General features: G+C 37.2%; 22 protein-coding genes. 21 read left to right on the forward strand and 1 reads right to left on the reverse strand.

Going from position 1 to position 23684, the window contains the following annotated elements:
• Positions 1-20 precede the first annotated feature (20 nt).
• From def to spoVM, 9 genes are read left to right on the forward strand one after another with little or no spacing between them, the layout of a single operon-like run.
• Positions 21-509 (forward strand): peptide deformylase, encoded by a 489-nt coding sequence (gene def, locus MKY29_RS06685; RefSeq protein WP_340879360.1) that lies wholly within the window; start codon positions 21-23, stop codon positions 507-509.
• Positions 506-1447, forward strand: a complete 942-nt coding sequence (fmt, locus tag MKY29_RS06690; protein WP_340879361.1) for a methionyl-tRNA formyltransferase — start codon at positions 506-508, stop codon at positions 1445-1447. The genes def and fmt overlap by 4 nt, the downstream gene beginning before the upstream one ends.
• Positions 1444-2796, forward strand: a complete 1353-nt coding sequence (rsmB, locus tag MKY29_RS06695; protein WP_340879362.1) for a 16S rRNA (cytosine(967)-C(5))-methyltransferase RsmB — start codon at positions 1444-1446, stop codon at positions 2794-2796. The genes fmt and rsmB overlap by 4 nt, the downstream gene beginning before the upstream one ends.
• Before the next feature lie 40 nt (positions 2797-2836).
• Positions 2837-3574: a Stp1/IreP family PP2C-type Ser/Thr phosphatase gene (locus MKY29_RS06700; RefSeq protein WP_090562705.1), complete on the forward strand. Its 738-nt coding sequence runs from the start codon at positions 2837-2839 to the stop codon at positions 3572-3574.
• A 2-nt stretch (positions 3575-3576) separates the two neighbouring features.
• Positions 3577-5568, forward strand: coding sequence for a Stk1 family PASTA domain-containing Ser/Thr kinase (gene pknB / locus MKY29_RS06705; RefSeq protein WP_340879363.1), 1992 nt, complete (start codon positions 3577-3579; stop codon positions 5566-5568).
• An 11-nt stretch (positions 5569-5579) separates the two neighbouring features.
• The gene (gene rsgA / locus MKY29_RS06710; RefSeq protein WP_090562700.1) at positions 5580-6461 is read left to right on the forward strand and encodes a ribosome small subunit-dependent GTPase A; all 882 of its coding nucleotides are present in this window, start codon (positions 5580-5582) and stop codon (positions 6459-6461) included.
• Between the two features lie 3 nt (positions 6462-6464).
• Positions 6465-7133, forward strand: a complete 669-nt coding sequence (gene rpe, locus MKY29_RS06715) for a ribulose-phosphate 3-epimerase (RefSeq protein WP_093494434.1) — start codon at positions 6465-6467, stop codon at positions 7131-7133.
• The gene (locus MKY29_RS06720; protein WP_093494435.1) at positions 7130-7786 is read left to right on the forward strand and encodes a thiamine diphosphokinase; all 657 of its coding nucleotides are present in this window, start codon (positions 7130-7132) and stop codon (positions 7784-7786) included. Before rpe ends, MKY29_RS06720 begins: the two co-directional genes overlap by 4 nt.
• Positions 7759-7893, forward strand: a complete 135-nt coding sequence (gene spoVM, locus MKY29_RS06725) for a stage V sporulation protein SpoVM (protein ID WP_235753847.1) — start codon at positions 7759-7761, stop codon at positions 7891-7893. The genes MKY29_RS06720 and spoVM overlap by 28 nt, the downstream gene beginning before the upstream one ends.
• A 49-nt stretch (positions 7894-7942) precedes the next feature.
• Here the strand turns inward: spoVM and rpmB are convergent, their stop codons facing one another.
• On the reverse strand, positions 7943-8131 hold the full coding sequence (rpmB, locus tag MKY29_RS06730; protein ID WP_090562690.1) for a 50S ribosomal protein L28: 189 nt from the start codon (positions 8129-8131) through the stop codon (positions 7943-7945).
• A 946-nt stretch (positions 8132-9077) separates the two neighbouring features.
• On the opposite strand from rpmB, the gene MKY29_RS06735 reads away from it, so the two are divergent.
• The 12 genes from MKY29_RS06735 to smc all read left to right on the forward strand — a co-directional run bounded on the left by MKY29_RS06735 (position 9078) and on the right by smc (position 23683).
• The gene (locus MKY29_RS06735) at positions 9078-9440 is read left to right on the forward strand and encodes an Asp23/Gls24 family envelope stress response protein (RefSeq protein WP_093494436.1); all 363 of its coding nucleotides are present in this window, start codon (positions 9078-9080) and stop codon (positions 9438-9440) included.
• A gap of 16 nt (positions 9441-9456) precedes the next feature.
• A complete protein-coding gene (locus MKY29_RS06740; protein ID WP_093494437.1) occupies positions 9457-11112 on the forward strand; it encodes a DAK2 domain-containing protein in 1656 nt (551 codons plus the stop codon).
• Between the two features lie 567 nt (positions 11113-11679).
• A complete protein-coding gene (sdaAB, locus tag MKY29_RS06745) occupies positions 11680-12342 on the forward strand; it encodes an L-serine ammonia-lyase, iron-sulfur-dependent subunit beta (RefSeq protein WP_090562682.1) in 663 nt (220 codons plus the stop codon).
• A 12-nt stretch (positions 12343-12354) separates the two neighbouring features.
• Positions 12355-13254: an L-serine ammonia-lyase, iron-sulfur-dependent, subunit alpha gene (gene sdaAA / locus MKY29_RS06750; RefSeq protein WP_090562679.1), complete on the forward strand. Its 900-nt coding sequence runs from the start codon at positions 12355-12357 to the stop codon at positions 13252-13254.
• A complete protein-coding gene (recG, locus tag MKY29_RS06755; protein ID WP_340879364.1) occupies positions 13244-15292 on the forward strand; it encodes an ATP-dependent DNA helicase RecG in 2049 nt (682 codons plus the stop codon). The genes sdaAA and recG overlap by 11 nt, the downstream gene beginning before the upstream one ends.
• Positions 15293-15388: 96 nt before the next feature.
• The gene (gene fapR / locus MKY29_RS06760) at positions 15389-15955 is read left to right on the forward strand and encodes a transcription factor FapR (RefSeq protein ID WP_090562672.1); all 567 of its coding nucleotides are present in this window, start codon (positions 15389-15391) and stop codon (positions 15953-15955) included.
• Between the two features lie 15 nt (positions 15956-15970).
• Positions 15971-16966, forward strand: coding sequence for a phosphate acyltransferase PlsX (gene plsX, locus MKY29_RS06765; protein WP_340879365.1), 996 nt, complete (start codon positions 15971-15973; stop codon positions 16964-16966).
• Positions 16959-17909, forward strand: coding sequence for an ACP S-malonyltransferase (gene fabD / locus MKY29_RS06770; RefSeq protein ID WP_340879366.1), 951 nt, complete (start codon positions 16959-16961; stop codon positions 17907-17909). Before plsX ends, fabD begins: the two co-directional genes overlap by 8 nt.
• Complete coding sequence (gene fabG, locus MKY29_RS06775) at positions 17902-18648, forward strand: 3-oxoacyl-[acyl-carrier-protein] reductase (RefSeq protein ID WP_340879367.1); 747 nt, start codon at positions 17902-17904, stop codon at positions 18646-18648. The genes fabD and fabG overlap by 8 nt, the downstream gene beginning before the upstream one ends.
• A gap of 203 nt (positions 18649-18851) precedes the next feature.
• Entirely contained in the window at positions 18852-19088 is a 237-nt protein-coding gene (gene acpP, locus MKY29_RS06780; protein WP_090562659.1) for an acyl carrier protein, read from the forward strand.
• Between the two features lie 278 nt (positions 19089-19366).
• Entirely contained in the window at positions 19367-20125 is a 759-nt protein-coding gene (rnc, locus tag MKY29_RS06785; RefSeq protein WP_090562656.1) for a ribonuclease III, read from the forward strand.
• A gap of 3 nt (positions 20126-20128) precedes the next feature.
• Positions 20129-23683 carry a chromosome segregation protein SMC gene (gene smc, locus MKY29_RS06790; RefSeq protein WP_093494442.1) on the forward strand — a complete coding sequence of 1185 codons (3555 nt, stop codon included), beginning with the start codon at positions 20129-20131 and terminating at the stop codon, positions 23681-23683.
• The last annotated feature ends 1 nt before the right edge of the window (position 23684 follow it).

The raw sequence follows: 23684 nt of genomic DNA on the forward strand, positions 1-23684 counted from the left end.
GTTTGAAAAGAGGAAAAGAAATGGCAATACGATCAATTATTACACATCCAAATGATGTATTATTAAAGAAATGTAAAGAAATTACTGTATTTGATGCAAAACTAGCCGAACTTTTGGATGATATGTACGACACTATGGTAGCTTCTGATGGAATCGGAATAGCTGCTCCACAAGTCGGAGAGGCTATTCAAGCAGCTATCGTAGACCTAGGTGAAGGACAGGATATTATCGAAATGATTAATCCTGAGATAGTGGAAATCGGGGGATCAGAAATAGAAGTGGAAGGATGTTTAAGTTTTCCAGACATTTATGGGGAAGTAGAGCGTCCATTTCATGTAAAGGTAGAAGCTCAAGATCGAACAGGTGCTTTATATGAATTAACAGCCGAGGATTATGAAGCCAGAGCCATTTTACATGAAATAGATCATTTGCATGGTGTTTTATTTACGACAAAGGTAATTCGTTATGTTGAGTTAGAAGAACTTGAAAACGAGGTGGAAGAAGTATGACATCTATTATCTTCATGGGTACCCCGGCATTCTCCGCACCTATCCTAAAAATGTTAGTGGATGGAGGCTATAAAGTAAAGGCTGTAGTAACTCAACCAGATCGACCAGTAGGTAGAAAAAAAGTGCTGACAGCACCTCCAGTAAAAGAAGAAGCTCTTAGACTTGGTTTACCTGTCATTCAACCAAATAAACTAAAGGGATCAGATGAATTAAAGCAAATTATCGCTCTTAAGCCAGATTTAATCATTACTGCTGCATTCGGGCAGATTCTCCCAAAAGAACTGTTGGATGTTCCTAACCTGGGCTGTATTAATGTTCATGCTTCGTTACTACCTGCCTACCGTGGAGGAGCTCCAATTCATCAAGCAATTATAGATGGACAAAGTAAAACAGGCGTCACAATAATGTATATGGAAGAGAAATTAGATGCCGGAGATATCATATCGCAAAGCGAAATATCTATAGAGCATAATGATGATACTGGTATGTTATTTGAAAAACTTAGTGCAGTAGGTTCTGAGCTTCTTAAAGAAACATTGCCTTCGATTATTGCAAAAACGAATAATCGTACTAAACAGGATGACACAAAAGTAACTTTTGCTAGAAATATTTCACGTGAACAAGAAAGAATAGACTGGAATAATTCAGCACTGCAATTACACAATCAAATCCGTGGGCTTCACCCATGGCCTGTAGCATATACAACTTTAGATGGACAGGTAGTTAAGATTTGGAAGGCGAATACTACCTCTATTCAAACAAATGAAAAACCTGGTACTGTTGTGGAAATTGGATCGGATCATTTTGCTGTTCAAACTGGAAAGTCAGAAGCAATTCGCATTAATGAGTTACAACCAGCTGGTAAAAAGAAAATGTCCGCAGAAGATTATTTGCGTGGCGTAGGTTCGAAATTGCGAATAGGAGATATATTTGAATGACGAAAAAAAGCGAAAAAATTTGGACAGGTAATGTCCGAGATGCTGCTCTTACTATTTTAATGGCTGTTGAAAAGCAGCAAGCGTATAGTAACTTGCTGTTACACCAAACGATAGAAAAGTATACGATTGACCCGAAAGACCGTGCATTACTTACGGAATTAACATATGGCACACTTCAATATAAAATGACATTAGATTACTATTTACAACCGTTTGTAAAAGGTAAATTAGATGATTGGGTTAAACAGTTACTACGCCTATCTCTGTATCAAATCCATTATTTATCGCGTATTCCTGATCACGCGGCTGTGAACGAGGCGGTCGAAATCGCGAAAAGAAGAGGACATAAAGGGATTGCCTCAGCAGTAAACGGAATATTACGCTCAATTTTAAGAGAAGGCGTTCGTTCTACGGAAGAGATTAAGGATAAAGAAGAACGACTATCTATCGAAACAAGCCACCCTCTATGGATGGTAAAGCGTTTCATATCTCAATATGGTTTTGAAACGACGGAGAAAATGCTGAAAGAAAATAATGAACCACCTGTTACAACTTTGCGAGTAAACTTATTTAAGCGTACAGTTGATCAAGTACTTCATCTAATGACACAAGAAGGACATATTGTGGCTAAAAGTGAAATCATTCCAGAGTGTATATACCTATTTAACGGACAAGCAGCTAGAACAACTGCTTATCAGGAGGGATTTGTAACAATTCAAGATGAAAGTTCGATGATTCCCGCTTATGTTCTTCAACCGGAACCCGGAATGACCGTTCTTGATATGTGTTCGGCACCCGGAGGTAAAACTACTCATATTGCCGAAAAAATGAAAAACACAGGGAAACTAGTGGCAATGGATATTCACCAGCATAAATTAAAGCTAGTGGAAGAAAATGCAGAGCGTTTAGGCTTTAGTTTTATCGAAACAGTGGAGATGGATGGAAGAAAAGCTAGTGAGAATTATGCAGAACAATCATTTGATCGCATACTTGTGGATGCGCCATGCAGTGGACTTGGCGTGATGAAACGTAAACCTGATATTAAGTATACAAAGAAGGAGAAGGATTTTGCTTCCCTTAAACCAATTCAAATGAACTTACTAGAAGAAGCATATAAACTATTAAAACCGGATGGATTAATGGTTTATAGTACGTGTACAGTTGATTTAGAAGAAAACGAAGGAACGACTCAGCTATTTCTAAATGCACATCCTGATATGGAACTTCAACAATTTCCAGACGTTATTAAACGTATAAAGAATCAGAAAAACGAAGGAACGCTTCAGATTTTCCCACAAGATTTACGTAGTGATGGATTTTATGTAGCTCTATTTCAAAAAAAGAAATAGAGACCACTCTTTGCCAAATTCAAAAGAGGTGAATGATAAGATGAAGTTTGTTGTGAAGACGGATGTAGGAATGAAAAGAACGGTAAATGAAGATAGAGTAGAGGTTTTTTTGCGAGAAGACGGACGGTTATTGGCTGTAATCGCAGATGGTATGGGTGGTCATAAAGCAGGAGACGTTGCGAGTGAGCTTGCTGTTACTGAGTTTAAAAAATATTTTGCTGCATTCAATCCGTTTATCGTAAAAGCTAGAGATTGGTTAACCTATACATTTCAATCGATCAACCAAACTGTTAGTAGGCATTCTAAAGTGAGTGCAGAATGTGCAGGTATGGGTACGACATTAATCGCTGGTTTGTTTGAAAATCATCAAGGAATTATCGCTCATGTTGGGGATAGCCGCGTCTATTTAATATCACCCGAGCAAGTCCTTCAAATTACTCGAGATCATTCGTATGTAAATGTTCTTATAGATTCTGGGGAAATTAGTGAGGAACAAGCGAAGACACATCCCAATAAAAATGTATTAATGAAAGCGATTGGTACTGAACGTACAATTCAACCAGACTTTTATGAGATTGTTTTTCACCCAAACTCTTATTTACTTTTTTGTACAGACGGTTTAAGCAATAAGATAAGTGAATCATTTATGCAGTCCATTTTATATTCTAAAAAGACGCTTGAAGAAAAAGGGCAAGTTTTAGTAGATGAGGCAAATAAGTCAGGCGGAGAAGATAATATTTCTTTAATCCTATTATCTAACAACGACAAGGAGGTGTGAGGATGCTAATAGGTAAAAGAATAAGTGGCAGATACAAGTTACTTGAAATGATTGGCGGAGGCGGCATGTCCAATGTTTACTTGGCACATGATATGATTTTAGATCGTGATGTAGCGATCAAAGTGTTGCGATATGATTTTTCTAATGAAGAAGAATTACACCGTCGTTTTCAACGTGAGGCCCTTTCTGCAACAAGCCTTACCCATCCCCATATTGTCAATATTTACGATGTAGGTGAAGATGAAGATATTCACTATATTGTCATGGAATATGTTAAGGGCAAAACGTTAAAAGAATACATACTGCTGAATGCACCGATTTCCCCAACGAAATCTGTAATGATTATGAAGCAACTTACGTCGGCTATTTCAACCGCTCATAATAATCATATTATTCACCGAGATATTAAACCGCAGAATATTTTGTTGGATGAAGAGGAAAATGTAAAGGTAACTGATTTTGGTATTGCGATGGCACTAAGTGCAACTTCCTATACCCAGACGAATTCTGTATTAGGTACAGTACATTATCTATCGCCTGAACAAGCACGAGGTGGTACGGCAACAAAACAGTCAGATATTTACGCATTAGGTATCGTTTTATTTGAACTCTTAACTGGACAACTCCCATTTTCAGGAGAGTCCGCGGTATCAATCGCATTAAAACATTTACAAACAGAAACGCCATCGATACGAAAGATTATTCCATCTATACCGCAAAGTATTGAAAATGTAGTGTTAAAAGCCACAGCGAAAGACCCGAAGGACAGGTACCGTTCTGCAGAAGAAATGGAAGCGGATTTGGCTACTGCATTATCTCCTGAAAGAGCTGGTGAGGAGAAATTCGTAGTAGCTGTTGATGATGATGCCACGAAGGTATTGCCAGTTATTAAAGAGCCTGTTTCATTTGATGAAGTTACTGAAACAAAAAAAATGTCCGCTTCAAATAAGGTTACGAAACCGGTAAAGCCAAAAAATAAGAACAAAAAACGGAAAATAATTGGTGGAATTCTAGGGGGAATAATTCTTTTATTATTGCTTTTGTTCATCGTTTTTCCTGGACTGTTTAAGGCTGATAAGATACCAGTACCAGATGTATCAAACCTAGAACTAGAAGAAGCTATTGAACAATTAGAGTCAGAAGGATTTATAATTGGCGATGAAACATTAGAGGTTTCAGAAGAAGTAGAAGAAAACAAGATAATTCGAACGACACCGGAAGCGGGCAAGCTTCGTGAAAAAAATACTGAAATTCATTTATTTGTTTCTTCAGGAAAAGAATCCTTTGTCCTTGAAAATTATGTCGGTAAAGATATAGATCAAGTAAAAATATTATTACAAAATTTCAATATAGAAACAGAGGAAGCTTTTGACGACCAGCCCAAAGGTACTATAATTGAGCAGACACCAGGTGTAGGTGAAGAAATTATTCCAGATGAAACGGATCTTCTATTTACTGTCAGTAAAGGTCCTGACTTACGTACGGTTAGCGATTTGACTGATTGGAACGAGAAAGCTTTGAAGGATTATGAAAAATCTTCTGGATTTAAAATAAAATATGTGAAGAGTAAAAATGACTCCGTTCCAAAAGGAAATGTGATAAATCAAACACCGAAACCAAATACAAAAGTGAGTCCTGGAAGCACGATAGAAGTAACTATTTCGGATGGTCCAAAGGCCAAGCCTACAAAGACTGTCGTAAAATCTGTTACGATCCCTTATAAACAGCCTGTAGTAGAAGAAGCGGATGAAGAAAATGGTAGTGATGAGGAAGAAAATAACGAGCAACCTGTTGCTCAAGAGCAAGTAGTTAGAATTTATATTCAAGATAAAACTCGTACAATGGCCGAGCCAGTCGAAGAATTTGTCTTAACTGAAACGGTAGTAAAACAATTGAAATTAGAAATTAGTGAAGGTGAAAAAGCAACATATCGGATTGATATAAACTCCACTGAGTTTGTACGAGAGACAATACCGTATGAAGATTTAGAATAGGGAGGTTTCGGATGCCAACAGGTCAAATTAGAAAAGCATTAAGCGGATTTTATTATGTTTATGATAATGGAAAGGTTATTCAATGTCGTGGAAGAGGTGTATTTAGAAACAGAGGTGAATCACCATTAGTTGGTGACTTTGTTGATTATACAGTGGAAGGAAAAAATGACGGTACAATTACAGTCATCCATGAACGAAAGAATAATTTGGTCCGTCCACCTATCGCTAATATTGATCAAGCAATACTGGTATTTTCAATTAAAGAACCTGATTTTAATACAATCTTATTGGATCGCTTTCTGGTTGTATTAGAATCATTTCATATTGAGCCTATTATTTGTTTGACTAAAAGCGACTTGATGGATGAGAAACTAGAAACTCAGATTAGGGAATATATGAAGGATTACGAAAAAATAGGTTATCAGTTGTTTATGACATATAAAGATGATCCTGCGTTTGATGAGAAAATTACTCCTTTATTAGAAGGTAAAACAACCGTTCTAGCAGGCCAATCCGGAGTGGGTAAATCAACCTTGTTAAATACGATTTTACCTTCCTTAGATTTAAAAACAGGTATAATCTCCAACGCATTAGGACGAGGTAAGCATACAACAAGGCATGTGGAACTTATTGAGGTTTGCGGAGGACTACTTGCAGATACACCGGGTTTTAGTTCGTTTGAGTTTGATTTGATGGAAAAAGAGGAACTTTACCGTTGTTTCCCTGAGTTTGTGGTAAAGCAAAATGACTGTAAGTTTCGAGAATGTATGCATGTAAAAGAACCAAAATGCGCAGTGAAAGAAGCAGTCGATACCGGGGAGATAAAATCATATCGGTACAAACATTATTTACAATTCTTAGAAGAAATTATGGATAGAAAGCCGAGGTACTAAATTATGGTGAAAATAGCGCCGTCTATACTAGCAGCAAACTTTTCTAAATTAGGAGAAGAGGTATTAGAAGTTGAAAAAGCGGGTGCAGAACTGATTCATATTGATGTAATGGACGGGCATTTTGTTCCGAATATTACGATGGGCCCAATTGTTGTAGAAGCGCTTCGCCCACTCACGAAGCTACCTTTAGATGTTCATTTGATGATCGAAAATGCGGATCAATACATTGAATCTTTTGCCAAGGCAGGAGCAGATTACATTACAGTTCATGTAGAGGCATGTCCACATTTGCATAGAACGATTCAACTAATCCGTTCATTCGGTGTAAAACCTGGAGTAGTCTTAAATCCTCATACACCGATCGAAACAATACAACATGTATTAGAGGATATTGATATGGTTCTTTTCATGACTGTTAATCCAGGATTTGGTGGACAGAAGTTTATACATTCTGTTGTACCTAAAGTAAAGCAGTTATCAGATATTATTAAAGAACGTAATTTATCTATTGAAATAGAAATTGATGGTGGTATCAATGAAGAAACAATTAAACCATGTGTCGAAGCAGGGGCTACTATATTAGTTGCTGGATCTGCAATTTATAACGCTCCTGACAAAGCAAAAGCCCTTCAAACGATTAAAGAAGCTGGTTTAAGTGTAGTTCCAAAATGAAGCGAGTAGTAGTTTGTTCAGGTGGACCATCTAAGGAAGTTGTTGATTTTAAACAACTTCCTTTTCATACAGATGAAGCTATTTTTATAGGCGCTGATCGTGGAGCTTTGGGGCTGCTAGAAGCGGGAATATTGCCAAATGAAGCTATAGGGGACTTTGATTCACTTACGCTAGAAGAGCAAAGTTTCATGAAGCAAAAAATACAAAAAGTAACAGAACTACAAATGGAAAAAGATGAAACCGATACTCATATTGCAATACTCACTGCTTTAGAATATAAACCTGAAGAAGTAATCGTAACAGGAGTTACTGGTGGACGTTTAGATCATTATGAAGCGGCACTCCATGATATTTGTCGTTTTCAAATGGAAAATCCAACTATTATTTTTACCATCCAAAACAATCAAAATATCATTCAATTTTTACCATCGGGAACTCATACCATTAGTTTTGATAATCATTATAAGTATGTTTCTTTCTTCTCTTTTGGAGAACATGTGAAGAATATGAATTTACAAGGTTTTCTATACGATGTAGATGATGAGTATATAAATGTTGGTAATGCTAAATTTACAAGCAATGAACTTAAAGATCGAACTGGTACTATCTCTTTTACTGCGGGCATATGTTTAATGATAAGAAGCAGCGACTAAAAGGGAGGAATTGTGTGAAGGTCTACACATTTAGATTGCCTAAATCGGTGAGTAGTTTTGTGAAGGTTTGTATACGGCTATTTAAAAAAGAAGAGAAGAAGAAATGAAAAAATGCCAGGTCGACTTGTGTCGGCCTGGCATTAATTATGAGGGCGATTAAACGCGCTCAATTTTTCCTGATTTTAAAGCTCTCGCAGAAACCCATACACGTTTTGGTTTACCGTCTACAAGAATACGTACTTTTTGAAGGTTAGCTCCCCATGTACGTTTTGTAGAGTTCATTGCGTGAGAACGAGCATTACCCGAACGAGCTTTACGCCCAGTGATTGCACATACTTTTGGCATTATATTTCCTCCTTTAAAAAAGAAGCTGAAAGATTTTTCAGTTCGATATTTCACATACTTTAATAATTTACCACAGACCATAATGAAGTGCAAGACTTATCAAGAAAAAAACCTTTACAGCATAGAAAAGCGCAAGATGCCGTTTAGCAGTGAAAAGGGCTGGAAGAATTGTAGTAAAAGGCGTATTTTGCCTTTTCTACAATTCTGAAGCGATCGAGCTGCTGGCGTCTGGAGCTGGCCAACATATGCTCCTGCGGGGTCTTCATCTAACGCTTTTCCCGCTGGAGTCGCCGCCTTACGCTACAATCAGTTAAGTAGTAGTCCTTAATCATAAATTAATATCAAACGTTTATGATAAACACGATGAATATGCCAGGGTCATATAAAGGCATTATCCAATGCATTCGACCCAACGAGTAGAAAGTAACTTTAGTAATTTGATTCTCCCCATTAGGAATAAAATATCTTGGTAAAATTATCCTTTCCACAAGTAATTGGTAATAGATCGCTAGTAAATATAGACTTAGAGCAAGTAAATCCTTTGCGACCGCAAGTAAGCTGTAGGTGGAAGCAAGTAAACGATAGGTGAGAGCAAGTAAAGTTAAATTAAGATCAAATCATTCATTAAATATTAGGATATAAATGCTTCTTGAGTTTATTTCATCTGTGTTTATGGACTTTAAGTGCCTATAGAATAAAAAGACAGTATACAACGCAGAGGCTCTAAATTAGTTATGAAAATCTTTAAAAAGGGTATTCTTAGGACTAGTAAAGGACAGAGTGTCTTTTTACCTGATTTCCCAAATTTACTTAAAAGTTTATTCATTTACTAACTAACACATATCACTAAAACATTGAAAAAGTGGACGAATGTAAACGTCTCTTTTATAATTTTAATGGGTGTAGTACAATAAAGGATAGTCAAAAAGACTTGGGAGGTCTTATCATGTCAATTGAATTGAAAAATGAATTCGGACTAATTGATATATCACAAGATACAGTTGCTCAAATTGCTGGTGGAGCAGCTATTGAATGCTATGGGATAGTTGGTATGGCATCAAAGCATCAAATTCGAGATGGATTAACAGATATATTAAGAAAAGAAAATTTCACTAAAGGTGTTTTAGTTAGACAAGAAAAAGATAATCTACATATTGATATGTATATAATTGTTAGCTACGGTACGAAAATTTCAGAAATAGCCTATCAAGTACAGTCAAAAGTAAAATACACACTAAACAAATCTCTTGGTATGTCAGTGAAATCCGTTAATGTGTATGTTCAAGGAGTTCGCGTGGCTAACGTGTAAATAAGGAGAGAAAATAATGAAATCAATCAATGGTATCCAATTTGCAGACATGGTTCAGATGGGAGCGCATCATCTCTTCCAGAACGCAGATTATGTAGATGCATTAAATGTATTTCCTGTTCCAGATGGTGACACAGGAACTAATATGAACTTATCCATGACTTCAGGTGCAAAAGAAACAGCTGCACATACAAATGAACATATTGGAAAAACAGCTCAAGCACTTTCTAAAGGGTTACTTATGGGGGCTCGTGGAAATTCAGGCGTTATTTTATCACAATTGTTCCGTGGTTTCGGTAAATCGATTGAACAATTAGATGTATTAAATGCAAAACAATTTGCAGATGCACTTAATTACGGTGTTGAAACTGCATATAAAGCAGTAATGAAACCAGTAGAAGGTACCATCTTAACTGTCGCAAAGGATTCTGCTAGAAAAGCTGTAGAGGTTAGCGAAGATGTGGATGATATTCGTGAACTAATGGAAGCAATTGTAATAGAAGCAAAAAAATCTTTAGATAGAACACCAGACTTATTACCTGTATTAAAAGAAGTTGGAGTAGTTGATAGTGGCGGACAAGGACTTGTATTTGTATATGAAGGGTTTTTAGCAAGTCTAAAAGGTGAAGCGTTGCCAAGTAAAACGATAGGTACTTCAATGGATGACCTTGTCAATGCTGAACATCATATGAATGTTCAAGGGTTTATGGATACTGCAGATATTGAATTCGGCTTTTGTACAGAATTTATGGTTCGTTTTGAAGAAGGCAAAAAAGCATTTAATGAAACGGCATTCCGTAATGATTTAAGTGAATATGGCGATTCTTTACTAGTGATTTCTGATGATGAAATTGCTAAAATTCATATTCATTCAGAAACGCCTGGTGAGGTTCTAACATACGGTCAACAATACGGGGACCTCATTAAGATAAAAATAGAAAATATGCGTCAGCAGCATACAGAAATCGTTGGAGAAGGATATTCTTCTGAAGCAACTGCAAAAAAAGTTGAAATTCATCCATATGCGATTGTTACTGTAGCGATGGGGCCTGGAGTTTCGGAATTATTAAAAAGCCTAGGAGCATCAGCAATAATTGAGGGCGGACAAACAATGAATCCTTCAACTGAGGATATTGTTAAAGCTGTAGAGGCAGTTGGAGCTGAGCGAGTTTTAATCTTACCGAACAATAAAAATATTGTAATGGCTGCTGAACAAGCTGCGGAAATACTGGGAATTGAAGCTGCGGTAGTTCCTACTAAAACTATCCCACAAGGAATGGCTGCAATATTAGCCTTTAATCCACAAGCAACCGTAGACGAAAATAAAAACAATATGACTGAAGCATATGCACATGTCAAAACTGGACAAGTTACATTTGCTGTTCGTGATACGTCAATAGATGGTGTAGAAATCAAAAAAGACGATTTTATGGCGCTTGCAGAAGGTAAGATTGTTCTTTCTAATCCTTCCTTAAAAGAGGTAACTACTAGCTTGATCCAATCATTAATGGACGAAGAAGCTGAAATTGTTACTGTCATATACGGAGAAGACGTAAGTGAAGAGGAAGCAAACGAATTTGCTGCTTTTATCGAAGCGCAATACGGAGATGTAGAAGTAGAAGTCTATAATGGTAAACAGCCATTATACCCATATATTTTATCTGTAGAATAATACAAAAACCATGTGGAGAATTTTTCTCTACATGGTTTTTTCTTGCTTTATTCGAGTCAATTTCATAATTACTTGTTTCTTTTAAAAATGAATGTTTACTTAATATCGCAATATATTATTTGTTTTTTTTAAAGCGATCCCGTTGATTGGAGTGGTAGGCGGCGACTCCAGCGGGACCAGCACGAGTAACAGCAGGAGCATATGTTTTCGTAGGGACGAGGAGATTGAAGCCGTGCCCGCTGAAAGCGCCGCCTAGAGCGGAAATCAGCTTTGTTCGGATTTAACTATATAATATTCTTTATGAAATTGATTCATTCATATGAAAATTAATATGCTAACCAAGCTGATTTCTTGCTCCTAAGTGAGATTTACATGTGGAAGGGAAAATTTATCCTTTAAATCTAACCACTCCTTATATTGTCTCGATTCACTTCAAAACATATAATAGATAATATATCTTCGTAATCCATTTGCTCAACACTTAACTTAACAAAATACAATACTTTGTTTATTTTCTGCTTTGAGTGTAAAATGGGATTACTAAAACATCTTGTGGAGGTTTAATCAGTGAAATTTAAATCTGTTTTTGATATTATCGGACCTGTCATGATTGGTCCCTCCTCCTCACATACTGCAGGGGCGGCTCGCATTGGAAGAGTGGCTAGAGACTTATTTGGAAAACAGCCTACATGGGCTAAAATACATTTATATGGATCTTTTGCTGAAACTTATAAAGGACATGGAACAGACAAAGCTATTATTGGTGGATTGCTAGATTACGATACATTTGATGAACGTATTAAGACAGCGTTTGAAGATGCACAACTAGCAGGCTTAACATATGAATTTATACCAGAAACTGCAAATACTGAGCACCCGAATACCGCTCGCATCGTTATTGGTGACGAAACTTCAGAAATGTCTATGGTCGGAATCTCAATTGGTGGAGGAAAGACGGAAATTACTGAGTTAAATGGTTTTCCGCTACGTCTATCTGGTGATTTAGCTGCTATTTTAGTAGTTCACGAGGATCGTTCAGGATGTATTGCAAGTGTTTCGAACTGTTTGGCAAAATATGATATTAACATTGGACATATGGAAGTTTCACGTAAAGAAAAAGGGAATATGGCATTAATGGTTATTGAAGTCGATCAAAATGTGAATGCACAACTATTAAAAGAAATCAGCGATTTACCTAATATTACGCAAGTAACTAGAATCGCCGATTAAGGGGGAATACAAATGGAAGTTCTATTTCGTAATGTTCGCGAATTAGTGGAGCGAGCAACCCAGGAAAATAAACTTATCTCCGAAATAATGATAGAACAAGAAATAATGATTACGGATCGTTCAAGAGAAGAAATAATGGCTCAAATGGATCGTAATTTGACGGTGATGGAAGAAGCTGTAGAAAAAGGATTACGCGGGGTTCAGTCTACTTCAGGCTTAACTGGTGGGGATGCTGTTCTACTACAAAACTATCTTAAAAAAGGGAATACGTTAACTGGAGAGCTGATGTTAGATGCCGTAAGCAAAGCTGTAGCAACTAACGAAGTTAATGCTGCTATGGGAACGATATGTGCAACGCCTACAGCAGGGTCTGCAGGAGTAGTTCCAGGTACTTTATTTGCGGTTAAAAACAAATTGAATCCTACAAGAGAGCAAATGATACGTTACTTGTTCACATCTGGTGCGTTTGGATTTGTAGTTGCAAATAATGCTTCTATTTCAGGAGCAGCAGGTGGTTGTCAGGCTGAAGTTGGATCAGCATCAGGAATGGCTGCTGCTGCAATAGTAGAAATGGCTGGCGGGTCTCCTGCTCAATGTGCCGAAGCTTTTGCGATAACCTTAAAAAATATGCTTGGATTAGTTTGTGATCCTGTAGCTGGACTAGTCGAAGTACCTTGCGTGAAAAGAAATGCCATGGGTGCTTCTAATTCGTTGGTTGCAGCCGATATGGCACTTGCGGGTGTGACGAGTCGAATTCCTTGTGATGAAGTAATTGATGCTATGTATAAAATTGGACAGACGATGCCTGCTTCTCTAAGAGAAACAGGTCAGGGTGGTCTTGCAGCAACTCCTACCGGTAAGTGGTTGGAAGCTAAAATTTTTGGTGGGGCAGTAGTGGGAAGTGGAAACTAGTAAGAATGATCTAGTTACTTCTTTAAAAGGAGTTGGAACTGGAACAGCTAAAGCATTACAGGATCTAGGAATTGTTACATTAGAGGATTTAGTCATGACATTTCCATATAGACACGAGGATTTCCGACTGAAGAACTTAGCAGAAACAGCGCATAATGAACGAGTTACGATAGAGGGAAGGGTCGAAAGCGAGCCTTCACTTCTTTTTTTAGGGAAGAACAAATCCAGAATGCAAGTCCGTATTCTGGCAGGGCAGCATTTAATAAAAGCTGTATTATTTAATCAAGGTTATTTAAAAGATAAAATTATTCCTGGTTCCATTGTAACAGTCACAGGAAAATGGGATCGAGGTAGACAGGTTATTAATGTCTCCACTTTTTCGATTGGTCCAAAAACGGACTTACAGGATTTTGAACCGGTATATTCTCTTAAAGGTTCAATCAATCAAAAAACATTTCGAAAATTTATGAGGCAAGCATTAACTCAAATGAAGGGATCCCTAGTAGATCCATTACCAGAGTCTATTCGAGTACCATATCGTTTACCAAGTATATCAGATGCTTTAGAAGGTATTCATTTCCCACTAGATGCGGAGCATTCTAAAGATGCGAGAAGACGCTTTGTATACGAGGAATTACTAGTTTTTCAATTAAAAATGCAGGCTATAAAAAAGGTGCGAAAAGAACAAAACATCGGAAATGGGATTGCCTTCCATAATGACTTAGTTAAAAAATTAATAGAAACTTTACCTTATGAACTGACAAGTGCTCAAAAAAGAGTAGTAAATGAAATATGTCGAGACTTACGTGAACCTCATCGTATGAACCGCCTTCTACAGGGCGATGTTGGATCCGGGAAAACAATTGTAGCTGCTATTTGCTTATATGCAGTTATTACAGCAGGGTATCAAGGAGCGCTAATGGCACCGACAGAAATATTAGCTGAGCAACATGCAAGCTCACTTGATGAATGGCTATCTCCAATGGGTGTCAGAATTGCATTGCTGACAGGTTCTACAAAAGCTAAAGCAAGAAGAGCAGTATTAGAAAATCTTGAAGCTGGAACTATAGATCTTTTGATAGGTACACACGCATTAATTCAACCAGATGTTGAATTTAAAAGGCTGGGTCTAGTTATAACAGATGAGCAACATCGATTTGGAGTGGAGCAGCGGAGAGTCCTAAAAGATAAAGGTGAAAATCCAGATGTCCTTTTTATGACTGCGACTCCTATACCTCGTACTTTAGCAATTACGGCTTTTGGTGAAATGGATGTTTCCATTATTGACGAAATGCCTGCAGGTCGTAAGAAAATAGAAACTCATTGGATGAAGCCTGATCAGCTAAATAAACTAATAGCTCGATTAAAAAATGAACTGGCCGCTGGGAGACAAGCTTATATAATTTGTCCCTTAATCGAGGAGTCTGAAAAGCTCGATGTCCAAAATGCAGTGGATGTGTATAATATGATGTCTGAGGAACTGAAGGGTAACTCTACAGTTGGATTAATGCATGGAAGACTCCATTCTGATGAGAAAGAAGCAGTAATGAGAGATTTCTCAGAAGGCATCATCCAAGTATTAGTTTCCACTACTGTTGTAGAGGTTGGCGTGAATGTTCCGAATGCAACATTTATGATTATTTTCGATGCAGAACGTTTTGGTTTAGCTCAGCTTCATCAATTGCGTGGGCGAGTTGGTCGAGGTGAATATCAATCGTATTGTATATTGCTAGCTGATCCAAAGTCCGAAGAAGGAAAAGAGCGAATGATTTCCATGACCGAGACAAACGATGGATTTGTCCTAGCAGAAAAAGATTTAGAGCTTCGAGGAGCTGGCGACTTTTTCGGGAAAAAGCAAAGTGGGCTTCCAGAGTTTAAAGTAGCAGATCTTGTACACGATTATAGGGCTTTGAATACTGCTAAGGTAGATGCAGAGAGGTTATTAGACTCTGAAGAATTTTGGAATTCTGATGAAATGACCTTGCTTAGGGATATACTAATCAATTCAAAAGCTATGGACGGTGAACGAATTGATTAAAGAGAATGTAAGAATGATTTTGAATCAATTCTTGCATTCTTTTTTTAATATTTATATACTGATATTAGTACCAAGTGCTAAAATGGTGGTGAAGAAATGAAATACTCCAAAAAAGATAGGCAGAAATTACTTCTAGAGACGCTAGAAAAAAATCCGTTTATTACAGATGAAAATTTAGCCTCTACTTTCAAAGTGAGCGTTCAAACTATTCGATTGGATAGAATGGAATTATCTATTCCAGAATTGCGGGAACGTATTAAATCTGTAGCTGCTCATAACTTTGAAGAAGAGGTCAAATCCCTTCCAATTGATGAAGTAATTGGAGAGATTATAGATATAGATCTTGATAAGCAAGCCATTTCGATATTGGATATTACAAAAGATCATGTATTCGCTAGAAATGGTATAGCAAGAGGACACCATTTATTTGCCCAGGCAAATTCACTGGCTGTTGCGGTTATAAATGATGATCTTGCACTCACTCGAAAGTCAAACCTTACTTTTGTCAAACCTGTAAAAGCAGGTGATCGTGTAATTGCAAAAGCGGTAGTAACAAATAGTGATGCCGAAAAGAATAGTACGATAATAGAGGTAACTAGTAAAGTTGAAAATGAGACTGTTTTCGTAGGTCAATTTAGTATGTACAGAGTTACAATGTCATAAAAAAGGTGATAAAAAATGAAAATTTCGATAGATGCAATGGGCGGCGACAATGCTCCCCATGAAATTGTAAAGGGTGTTTATGAGGCATTAGATGCGTTCGCTGATGTAGAAATTCAACTATACGGTGATAAGGGGAAGCTTGCTTCTTTAATCAGACATCATGAACGTTTAACGGTTATACATACAGATGAAGTAATTGAAGGAACGGATGAACCTGTTCGTGCAATTAGAAGAAAGAAAAATTCCTCGCTGGTTAAAATGGCGGAATCCGTGAAAAATGGAGACTCAAATGCATGTGTGTCAGCCGGGAATACTGGTGCTTTAATGGCAGCAGGATTATTTATAGTTGGTCGAATCGATCAAGTAGATCGACCTGCTTTAGCGCCAACCTTACCTACACTAGATGGCAAAGGATTTGTTATGCTGGATTTAGGGGCTAATGCGGATGCTAAACCAGAGCATTTAGAGCAGTTTGCGGTTATGGGTAGTATATATGCTGAGAAAGTTCGAGGAATTTCAAATCCTCGTGTTGGGCTGTTGAACATTGGGACAGAAGATATTAAAGGGAACGAGCTAACTAAAGCGACATATACTCTCTTAAAAGACGCCCCGATCAATTTCATAGGTAATGTTGAATCTCGAGATTTACTTACTGGAGTAGCAGACGTTGTTGTAACAGATGGTTTTACTGGTAATATGGTACTTAAAACGATTGAAGGCACTGCTTCGGGTATATTTACTTTATTGAAGGAAGCTTTTAATACATCTGCTAAAACGAAAATTTCTGCTTTATTGGTTAAAAGTGAACTTAAAGGATTAAAAAATACCCTAGATTACTCTGAATATGGGGGTGCAGGTTTATTCGGACTAAAGGCTCCTGTTATTAAAGCCCATGGGTCTTCAAACGGTCGTGCAATCTATCATGCAATAAGACAGGCTCGAACAATGGTGGAGCATAATGTTGCAGACATCATTTCTACCACATTAAGAAAGGAATCATCCAATGACTAAAATAGCTTTTATCTTTCCTGGACAAGGATCTCAATCAGTAGGGATGGGTCAACAATTAGTAGAGAATAATGAAGAATGCCGTACTTTCTATGAGCGGGCAAATGAGGTATTAGGAGTTTCTTTGAGTGAGCTTATGTTATATGGACCTGCTGAGGATCTTACTAAAACTTATAATGCACAGCCAGCATTGCTAACTGCAAGTTCAATGGTTGCATACAAACTAAAACAAGCTGGAATCATTCCGCATTTCACTGCTGGTCATAGTTTAGGCGAATATTCTGCCCTTGTTGCATCAAATGTTCTAAGCTTTGAGGAAGCTGTTTTATTGGTTCATCAAAGAGGGTTATATATGAACGAGGCAGTGCCAGCAGGAGAAGGGGCAATGGCAGCGATACTAGGATTGGGCAGAGAAGAATTGTCAGCTGTCACAGATTTTGTTTCAGCAAATGGTGAGGTTGTCCAAATAGCTAACTTAAATTGTCCTGGGCAAATTGTTATTTCGGGTACCGCTTCTGGAGTAGAATTGGCTTCTAGTAAAGCAAAAGAAGCTGGTGCAAAAAGAGCAATTCCTTTAGTTGTTAGTGGTCCATTCCACTCCGAATTAATGAGACCTGCAGCGGAGCAATTAGACGCCGCTATTTCAGCGGTCGAATTACGACAAGCTTCTATACCTGTAATTTCCAATGTAACTGCTGAACCGGTTACAGATGCTAGTCATATTAAAAACTTGCTTGTAGAACAATTGTATTCACCTGTTCGATGGGAAGAATCAATTCGACAAATGATTGCGCTAGGAACTACCGTCTTTGTAGAATGTGGTCCTGGAAAAGTGTTAAGTGGTTTAGTGAAAAAAATTGATCGATCTGTAACTACTTATTGTGTGTATGATGAAGTGACGTTACAGCAAGTTATTACAGAGTTAGGAGATGCACAAAATGGGTAAATTAGATGGTAAATCTGCAATTGTAACTGGTGCCTCTCGTGGGATAGGGAGAGATATTGCTCTATATTTAGCAAAAGAAGGAGCAATGGTAGCTGTAAACTATAGTGGTAGTAAAGATAGAGCGGATGCAGTTGTAGAAGAGATTAAGGCAACTGGTGGAAAGGCATTTGCAATTCAAGCGAATGTCGACCAATCAGATGATGTTCAAAATCTAATAAGCTCAACTATAGATCAATACGGTTCTGTAGATATTTTAGTGAACAATGCTGGTATCACTCGAGATAATCTTCTTATGCGTATGAAGGAGCAAGAGTGGGATGATGTGCTTAATACGAACTTAAAAGGTGTCTTTCTGTGTACAAAAGCTGTCACTAGACAAATGATGAAACAACGTGCTGGCCGAATCATAAATATCACTTCCATTGTCGGTGTATCTGGTAATGCAGGGCAGGCAAATTATGTCGCTGCAAAAGCAGGTGTTATTGGTTTAACAAAGTCATCTGCAAAAGAATTGGCAAGTCGTAATATCACGGTGAACTCGGTTGCTCCAGGATTTATTACAACAGATATGACAGATGCCTTGCCAGAGGATATTAAGTCTCAAATGCTTAGTCAGATCCCTCTGGCTAAGTTTGGGAATCCATTGGATGTTGCTAAGGCTGTTGCATTTTTAGCATCAGAAGACGCAAATTATATAACAGGTCAAACAATTCATGTTAATGGCGGAATGTATATGTAAGATATCTATTCCAAAAGGTGCTTAGATTGAGTTTTATATGACTTTACTTATTTATCGTGTTTACATAAAAGCTCAATTAAAATTAGGGGTAAGGGTCCGCCTACAACGGAAAATAATAGTAGTGAATAACAGGGGTTTAAATTACAGTGACTCTTTCATTAAATTGCAGGATTTTGTATAATCATTGAGGGGAGGTGACTAATGTGTCAACAGTTTTAGAACGCGTAACAAAAGTAATCGTTGATCGTCTAGGAGTAGATGAGAGCGAAGTGAAATTAGAAGCATCTTTTCGTGAAGATTTAGGTGCAGATTCACTAGATGTGGTAGAATTAGTAATGGAATTAGAAGATGAATTCGATATGGAAATTTCAGATGAAGATGCTGAACAAATTTCAACTGTAGGTAGTGCAGTTAAGTATATTGAAAGCAAACAAGGTTAAATTTTATGAAGTGTCCAGCTACAGTGCCTAGACCTTCGAGTTGCTTCAGGATTTCGTTAAAGCCAAGTAAGCCTTCATTCGAAATCCTTCCAGTGCTTTTAGGGCTAATATAGGCACTTGCGCTTTTCTGGAGATTACTACATAAAATCTAATAGTAGCAGAGACGTTCTACTTATTCCGTGCGAATAGTACAGAACGTCTCTATTTCTTTTTGCACATTAGTTTAGAAACGGGTAAACTTAGAAGGACATATGATAAGTGAGAAAGGCAGATAATTCATGAAAGTAAATCGCAAAAAAAATATTACACGTAAGTCAGTTTTTTCGGAAACTGTAAAAGAACAATTTGAACAGTTCCAGGAGCATTTTCAGATTAGGTTTCAAAACTCAACATTATTGTATCAAGCCTTTACCCATTCATCTTATGTGAATGAGCATCGACGGAAATTTTTTGCCGATAACGAACGATTAGAATTCCTTGGAGACGCGGTGTTGGAGCTGTCTGTTTCTCAATATTTATTTCAACAGTATACAGGTATGAGTGAAGGGGAGTTAACTAAACTTCGAGCAGCAATTGTTTGTGAGCCATCACTTGTATTATTTGCTAATGAGTTAAACTTCGGCAAATATGTATTGTTAGGAAAAGGGGAGGAACTGACAGGTGGTCGTGAAAGACCTGCGCTTCTAGCAGACGTTTTTGAAGCTTTTATCGGTGCTTTATACTTAGATCAGGGATTAGAAACAGTGATAGAGTTTTTAGAAAAAATTGTTTTCCCTAAAATCGAACTCGGTGCTTTTTCGCATGTGATGGATTATAAAAGTCAATTACAAGAAATTATTCAACAACAAAATAATGGTACGTTAAGCTATGAAATTGTAGAGGAAAAAGGTCCGGCTCACAATCGAACTTTTGTTTCTCGGGTTATTTTAAACACTAAAGAACTGGGTATAGGAAATGGTCGTTCCAAAAAAGAGGCAGAACAACAAGCTGCAAGACTAGCCATACTTTATTTTAGGGATTCAGAACGGGAGGAATAATCATTGTTCCTTAAAAGATTAGAAATAGTTGGATTTAAGTCATTTGCAGATCGAATAGGAATTGATTTTGTTCCTGGAGTAACTGCAGTAGTAGGACCGAATGGTAGTGGGAAAAGTAATGTTACAGACGCAATTAGATGGGTATTAGGTGAGCAATCTGCCAAATCCCTTCGAGGTGCAAAAATGGAAGATGTCATTTTTGCTGGGAGTGATTCTAGAAAAGCCTTGAACTTTGCAGAAGTGACCTTGATATTAGATAACGCAGATCAACGGGTTGCTCTTGATTTTGCGGAAATTAGTGTGACTAGAAGGGTGTTTCGTTCGGGAGACAGTGAATATTTGTTAAACAAACAAACATGTAGACTAAAGGATATTACCGATTTATTTATGGACTCGGGACTTGGAAAAGAAGCTTTTTCTATTATTTCTCAAGGACGAGTTGATGAAATATTAAATAGTAGACCAGAAGATCGTCGTACGATTTTTGAGGAAACTGCTGGTGTTTTAAAGTATAAGCAACGTAAAAAGAAAGCTGAATTCAAGCTGATCGAAACAGATGATAATTTAAATCGTGTGCTTGATATTTTACATGAATTAGATGGTCGAATGGAGCCTCTACAAATCCAGTCTTCTTTGGCTTCTGATTATTTAATGATGTCAGCGGAGCTTAAGGATATTGAAATCGCGGTAATTGCCCACGACTTAAGATTATATGTTCAAGAAAATATGGAGTTACAAACAAAATTAGAAGAACTTCAGCAAATCAAACAGTCTTTGCTAGTACAAATTGATGAGTTGGAAAAAAATATTCAACAACATAGAAAACTGATGTCTGATATTGATGAAAAGCTAGATATAGAGCAAAGCGAACTTGTAGAGTCTAGTTCTGAGCTAGAACGATTAGAAGGTAGAAAATTACTTTTGGCAGAGAAAAAGCAAAATGCTAGTCAGCAAATATCGCAGTTGAAAAAAGCTCTGGAAGAGGAACAATATAAAGTCCAAACACTAGAAGAGCAATTGAAAACTAATGGTTTAGCTAAATCTGAAAAGCTAGCTCAACTCAAAGAGCTTCGTACTAAGAAAGTTCAAATCGATCATGTTTTGAGTAAATCAGCTTCCGAAATGGAAGAAGAAATTGAAGATTTAAAAAGTACGTATATCGATTTGCTGAATGAAGAAGCAACGATGAAAAACGAAATGAAGCATATGGAGCAGCAACTTCAATTTGAATTAGTTTCTTCTGAAAGAATGACTGCAGATTATCAGGAAATCAAAGACGAATTAGAAAAACTAACAATCCGCAAAAATGAACTAGATCCATTATTGGTAAATTGTCAAAAGGATCTACAACAAAAACTAGAGGATTATAAAACCAAACGAGAAGTTTCAGAACGACTGGAAGGTTCTTTTGAAGAGCAGCAGACAATGCTTCAAAAAGCCTATCAAATGAAACATCAAATGCAAGCTAGAAGAGATTCATTGGAAGAGTTAGAATCTGAGTTTTCAGGGTTTTTCCAAGGAGTTAAAGAGGTCCTTATTGCGCGAGATAAAAAGGAACTTAAAGGAATTCACGGTGCAGTTGCCGAGCTAATTCAAATACCAGAATCATATATGACTGCAATTGATACTGCAATTGGTCCCCAATCTCAGCATATAATTACGGATAGTAGTCAGGATGCTCGAATTGCAATAGATTGGTTAAAAAAGAAAAGAGTGGGACGAGCAACATTTCTGCCTTTACAGGTTATGAAATCTCGTAAAATAAACGAATCCACACTAAATTCTATTAAGGAACATCCGTCTTTTGTGAATACAGCGGATAAACTTGTAAATTATTTAGGTGGTTATCAAATTATTGTAGAAAATTTACTTGGAAATATTATTATTGCCAAAGATTTAAAAGGTGCCAATGAAATGGCTGCCCGATTACAATATAAATTCCGTTTCGTTACTCTAGATGGGGATGTAGTGAATGCTGGAGGTTCTTTAACTGGAGGTTCAGTTAAACAGCAATCATCTTTATTTACCCGTAAAGCAGAGCTAGAGCAACTTAATGTTAAACTAGTGGAACTAGAAAAATCTGTTTTGGAAGCAGAAGTTTCTGTTTCCAAAAGAAAGCAAGAAGTTCAAGAATTGAAAAAAGATTTAGAAGAAACTCGACTCTCCGGTGAGCAATTGAGAGAGCTAGAACATAAACTACTCTCAGAATCCAGAGAATGTGCTGCTATAATTTCTAGATTGACGAATCAGTTGTTGGAATACGATGAAGAAAAAACAGAAAAGAATAATCTACATGAAGGCTTAGTTCGGAAAAAAGAACAAACTGCTTCCAGAAGCGCAGAGATTAACGAGTCGTTGACTTCTATTCAGAAGACAATCGACGAATTGCAAACATTGAAACAACAATCCCTACAAGAAAAAGACAAATTCCAAAATGAATTAGGTGAAATACTTTCTTCTATCGCGGTGGTCAATGAACAAATTTCTCAACAAGACAAAGAAAAGGTTTTATTAGATCAGTCTAGCGTAGCCAGTATACAAAAAGTGGCAACACTGCAGAAGGAAATCGCTTGGTATGAAAATGATGACCAGGGTGGTACATCTCCTGAAGAACTAATGAAACTAATAGATCAACGCAAACAGACAAAAGAACATTTAATCATCCAAATTCAATCTGGTAAAACTCAGCGTGCAGAACTTGCACAAACAATTTTACAAGCAGAAATTGCATTGAAACAGCTGCAACAACAAGCGAATATTCAACTTACGGAAGAACGTGCATTAGATATAAAGCAAGGTAAAATAGAAGTAGAAATGAGAACGTTACAAAATCATTTAGAAGAAACTTATGAAATGATATTGGAAGATGCAGAGCGGGATTATCCATTTGAGATGGATGAGGATTTAGCCCGTAAAAAGGTTAAATTATTGAAACGTTCTATTGAAGAGTTGGGTCCTATCAATCTTAGTTCGATTCAGGAATATGAACAAGTTAGCGAGCGCCACTCATTTTTGACAGAACAAAGAGAAGATCTATTATCTGCTCAAGAAACATTACATGAGGTTATTAAAGAAATGGATGAGGAAATGACGATTCGTTTTGAAACAACCTTCAATGAAATTCAACGTCACTTCAAAGTGGTGTTCCGAGAATTGTTTGGTGGTGGGCAGGCAGATTTAGTATTAACTGATCCCACTTCGTTACTTGAGACGGGTATTGATATTCTTGCTCAACCTCCAGGAAAAAAACTCCAAAATCTTTCTTTACTATCTGGTGGAGAACGAGCACTTACTGCCATTGCGTTATTATTTTCTATTCTACGTACACGCCCGGTTCCATTTTGTATTTTGGATGAAGTGGAAGCAGCTCTAGATGAGGCAAATGTAACTCGTTATAGCGATTATTTGAAGAAATTCAGTCATAATACGCAGTTTATCGTTATTACACATCGTAAGGGAACAATGGAAGGTGCAGATGTCCTGTATGGTATTACAATGCAGGAATCTGGTATATCTAAATTAGTTTCTGTTAAATTAGAAGCGGAACTAGTAACTTAAA

The sequence above is a fragment of the Psychrobacillus sp. FSL K6-2365 genome, from assembly GCF_038003165.1.
Classification (GTDB): Bacteria; Bacillota; Bacilli; order Bacillales_A; family Planococcaceae; genus Psychrobacillus; species Psychrobacillus psychrodurans.

Excerpts from the sequence above, each read along its gene's own strand:
- def (WP_340879360.1), top strand. The coding sequence starts at position 21 with ATGGCAATACGATCAATTATTACACATCCAAATGATGTATTATTAAAG.
- fmt (WP_340879361.1), top strand. The coding sequence starts at position 506 with ATGACATCTATTATCTTCATGGGTACCCCGGCATTCTCCGCACCTATC.
- rsmB (WP_340879362.1), top strand. The coding sequence starts at position 1,444 with ATGACGAAAAAAAGCGAAAAAATTTGGACAGGTAATGTCCGAGATGCT.
- MKY29_RS06700 (WP_090562705.1), top strand. The coding sequence starts at position 2,837 with ATGAAGTTTGTTGTGAAGACGGATGTAGGAATGAAAAGAACGGTAAAT.
- pknB (WP_340879363.1), top strand. The coding sequence starts at position 3,577 with ATGCTAATAGGTAAAAGAATAAGTGGCAGATACAAGTTACTTGAAATG.
- rsgA (WP_090562700.1), top strand. The coding sequence starts at position 5,580 with ATGCCAACAGGTCAAATTAGAAAAGCATTAAGCGGATTTTATTATGTT.
- rpe (WP_093494434.1), top strand. The coding sequence starts at position 6,465 with ATGGTGAAAATAGCGCCGTCTATACTAGCAGCAAACTTTTCTAAATTA.
- MKY29_RS06720 (WP_093494435.1), top strand. The coding sequence starts at position 7,130 with ATGAAGCGAGTAGTAGTTTGTTCAGGTGGACCATCTAAGGAAGTTGTT.
- spoVM (WP_235753847.1), top strand. The coding sequence starts at position 7,759 with ATGTTTAATGATAAGAAGCAGCGACTAAAAGGGAGGAATTGTGTGAAG.
- rpmB (WP_090562690.1), bottom strand. The coding sequence starts at position 8,131 with ATGCCAAAAGTATGTGCAATCACTGGGCGTAAAGCTCGTTCGGGTAAT.
- MKY29_RS06735 (WP_093494436.1), top strand. The coding sequence starts at position 9,078 with ATGTCAATTGAATTGAAAAATGAATTCGGACTAATTGATATATCACAA.
- MKY29_RS06740 (WP_093494437.1), top strand. The coding sequence starts at position 9,457 with ATGAAATCAATCAATGGTATCCAATTTGCAGACATGGTTCAGATGGGA.
- sdaAA (WP_090562679.1), top strand. The coding sequence starts at position 12,355 with ATGGAAGTTCTATTTCGTAATGTTCGCGAATTAGTGGAGCGAGCAACC.
- fapR (WP_090562672.1), top strand. The coding sequence starts at position 15,389 with ATGAAATACTCCAAAAAAGATAGGCAGAAATTACTTCTAGAGACGCTA.
- plsX (WP_340879365.1), top strand. The coding sequence starts at position 15,971 with ATGAAAATTTCGATAGATGCAATGGGCGGCGACAATGCTCCCCATGAA.
- fabD (WP_340879366.1), top strand. The coding sequence starts at position 16,959 with ATGACTAAAATAGCTTTTATCTTTCCTGGACAAGGATCTCAATCAGTA.
- fabG (WP_340879367.1), top strand. The coding sequence starts at position 17,902 with ATGGGTAAATTAGATGGTAAATCTGCAATTGTAACTGGTGCCTCTCGT.
- rnc (WP_090562656.1), top strand. The coding sequence starts at position 19,367 with ATGAAAGTAAATCGCAAAAAAAATATTACACGTAAGTCAGTTTTTTCG.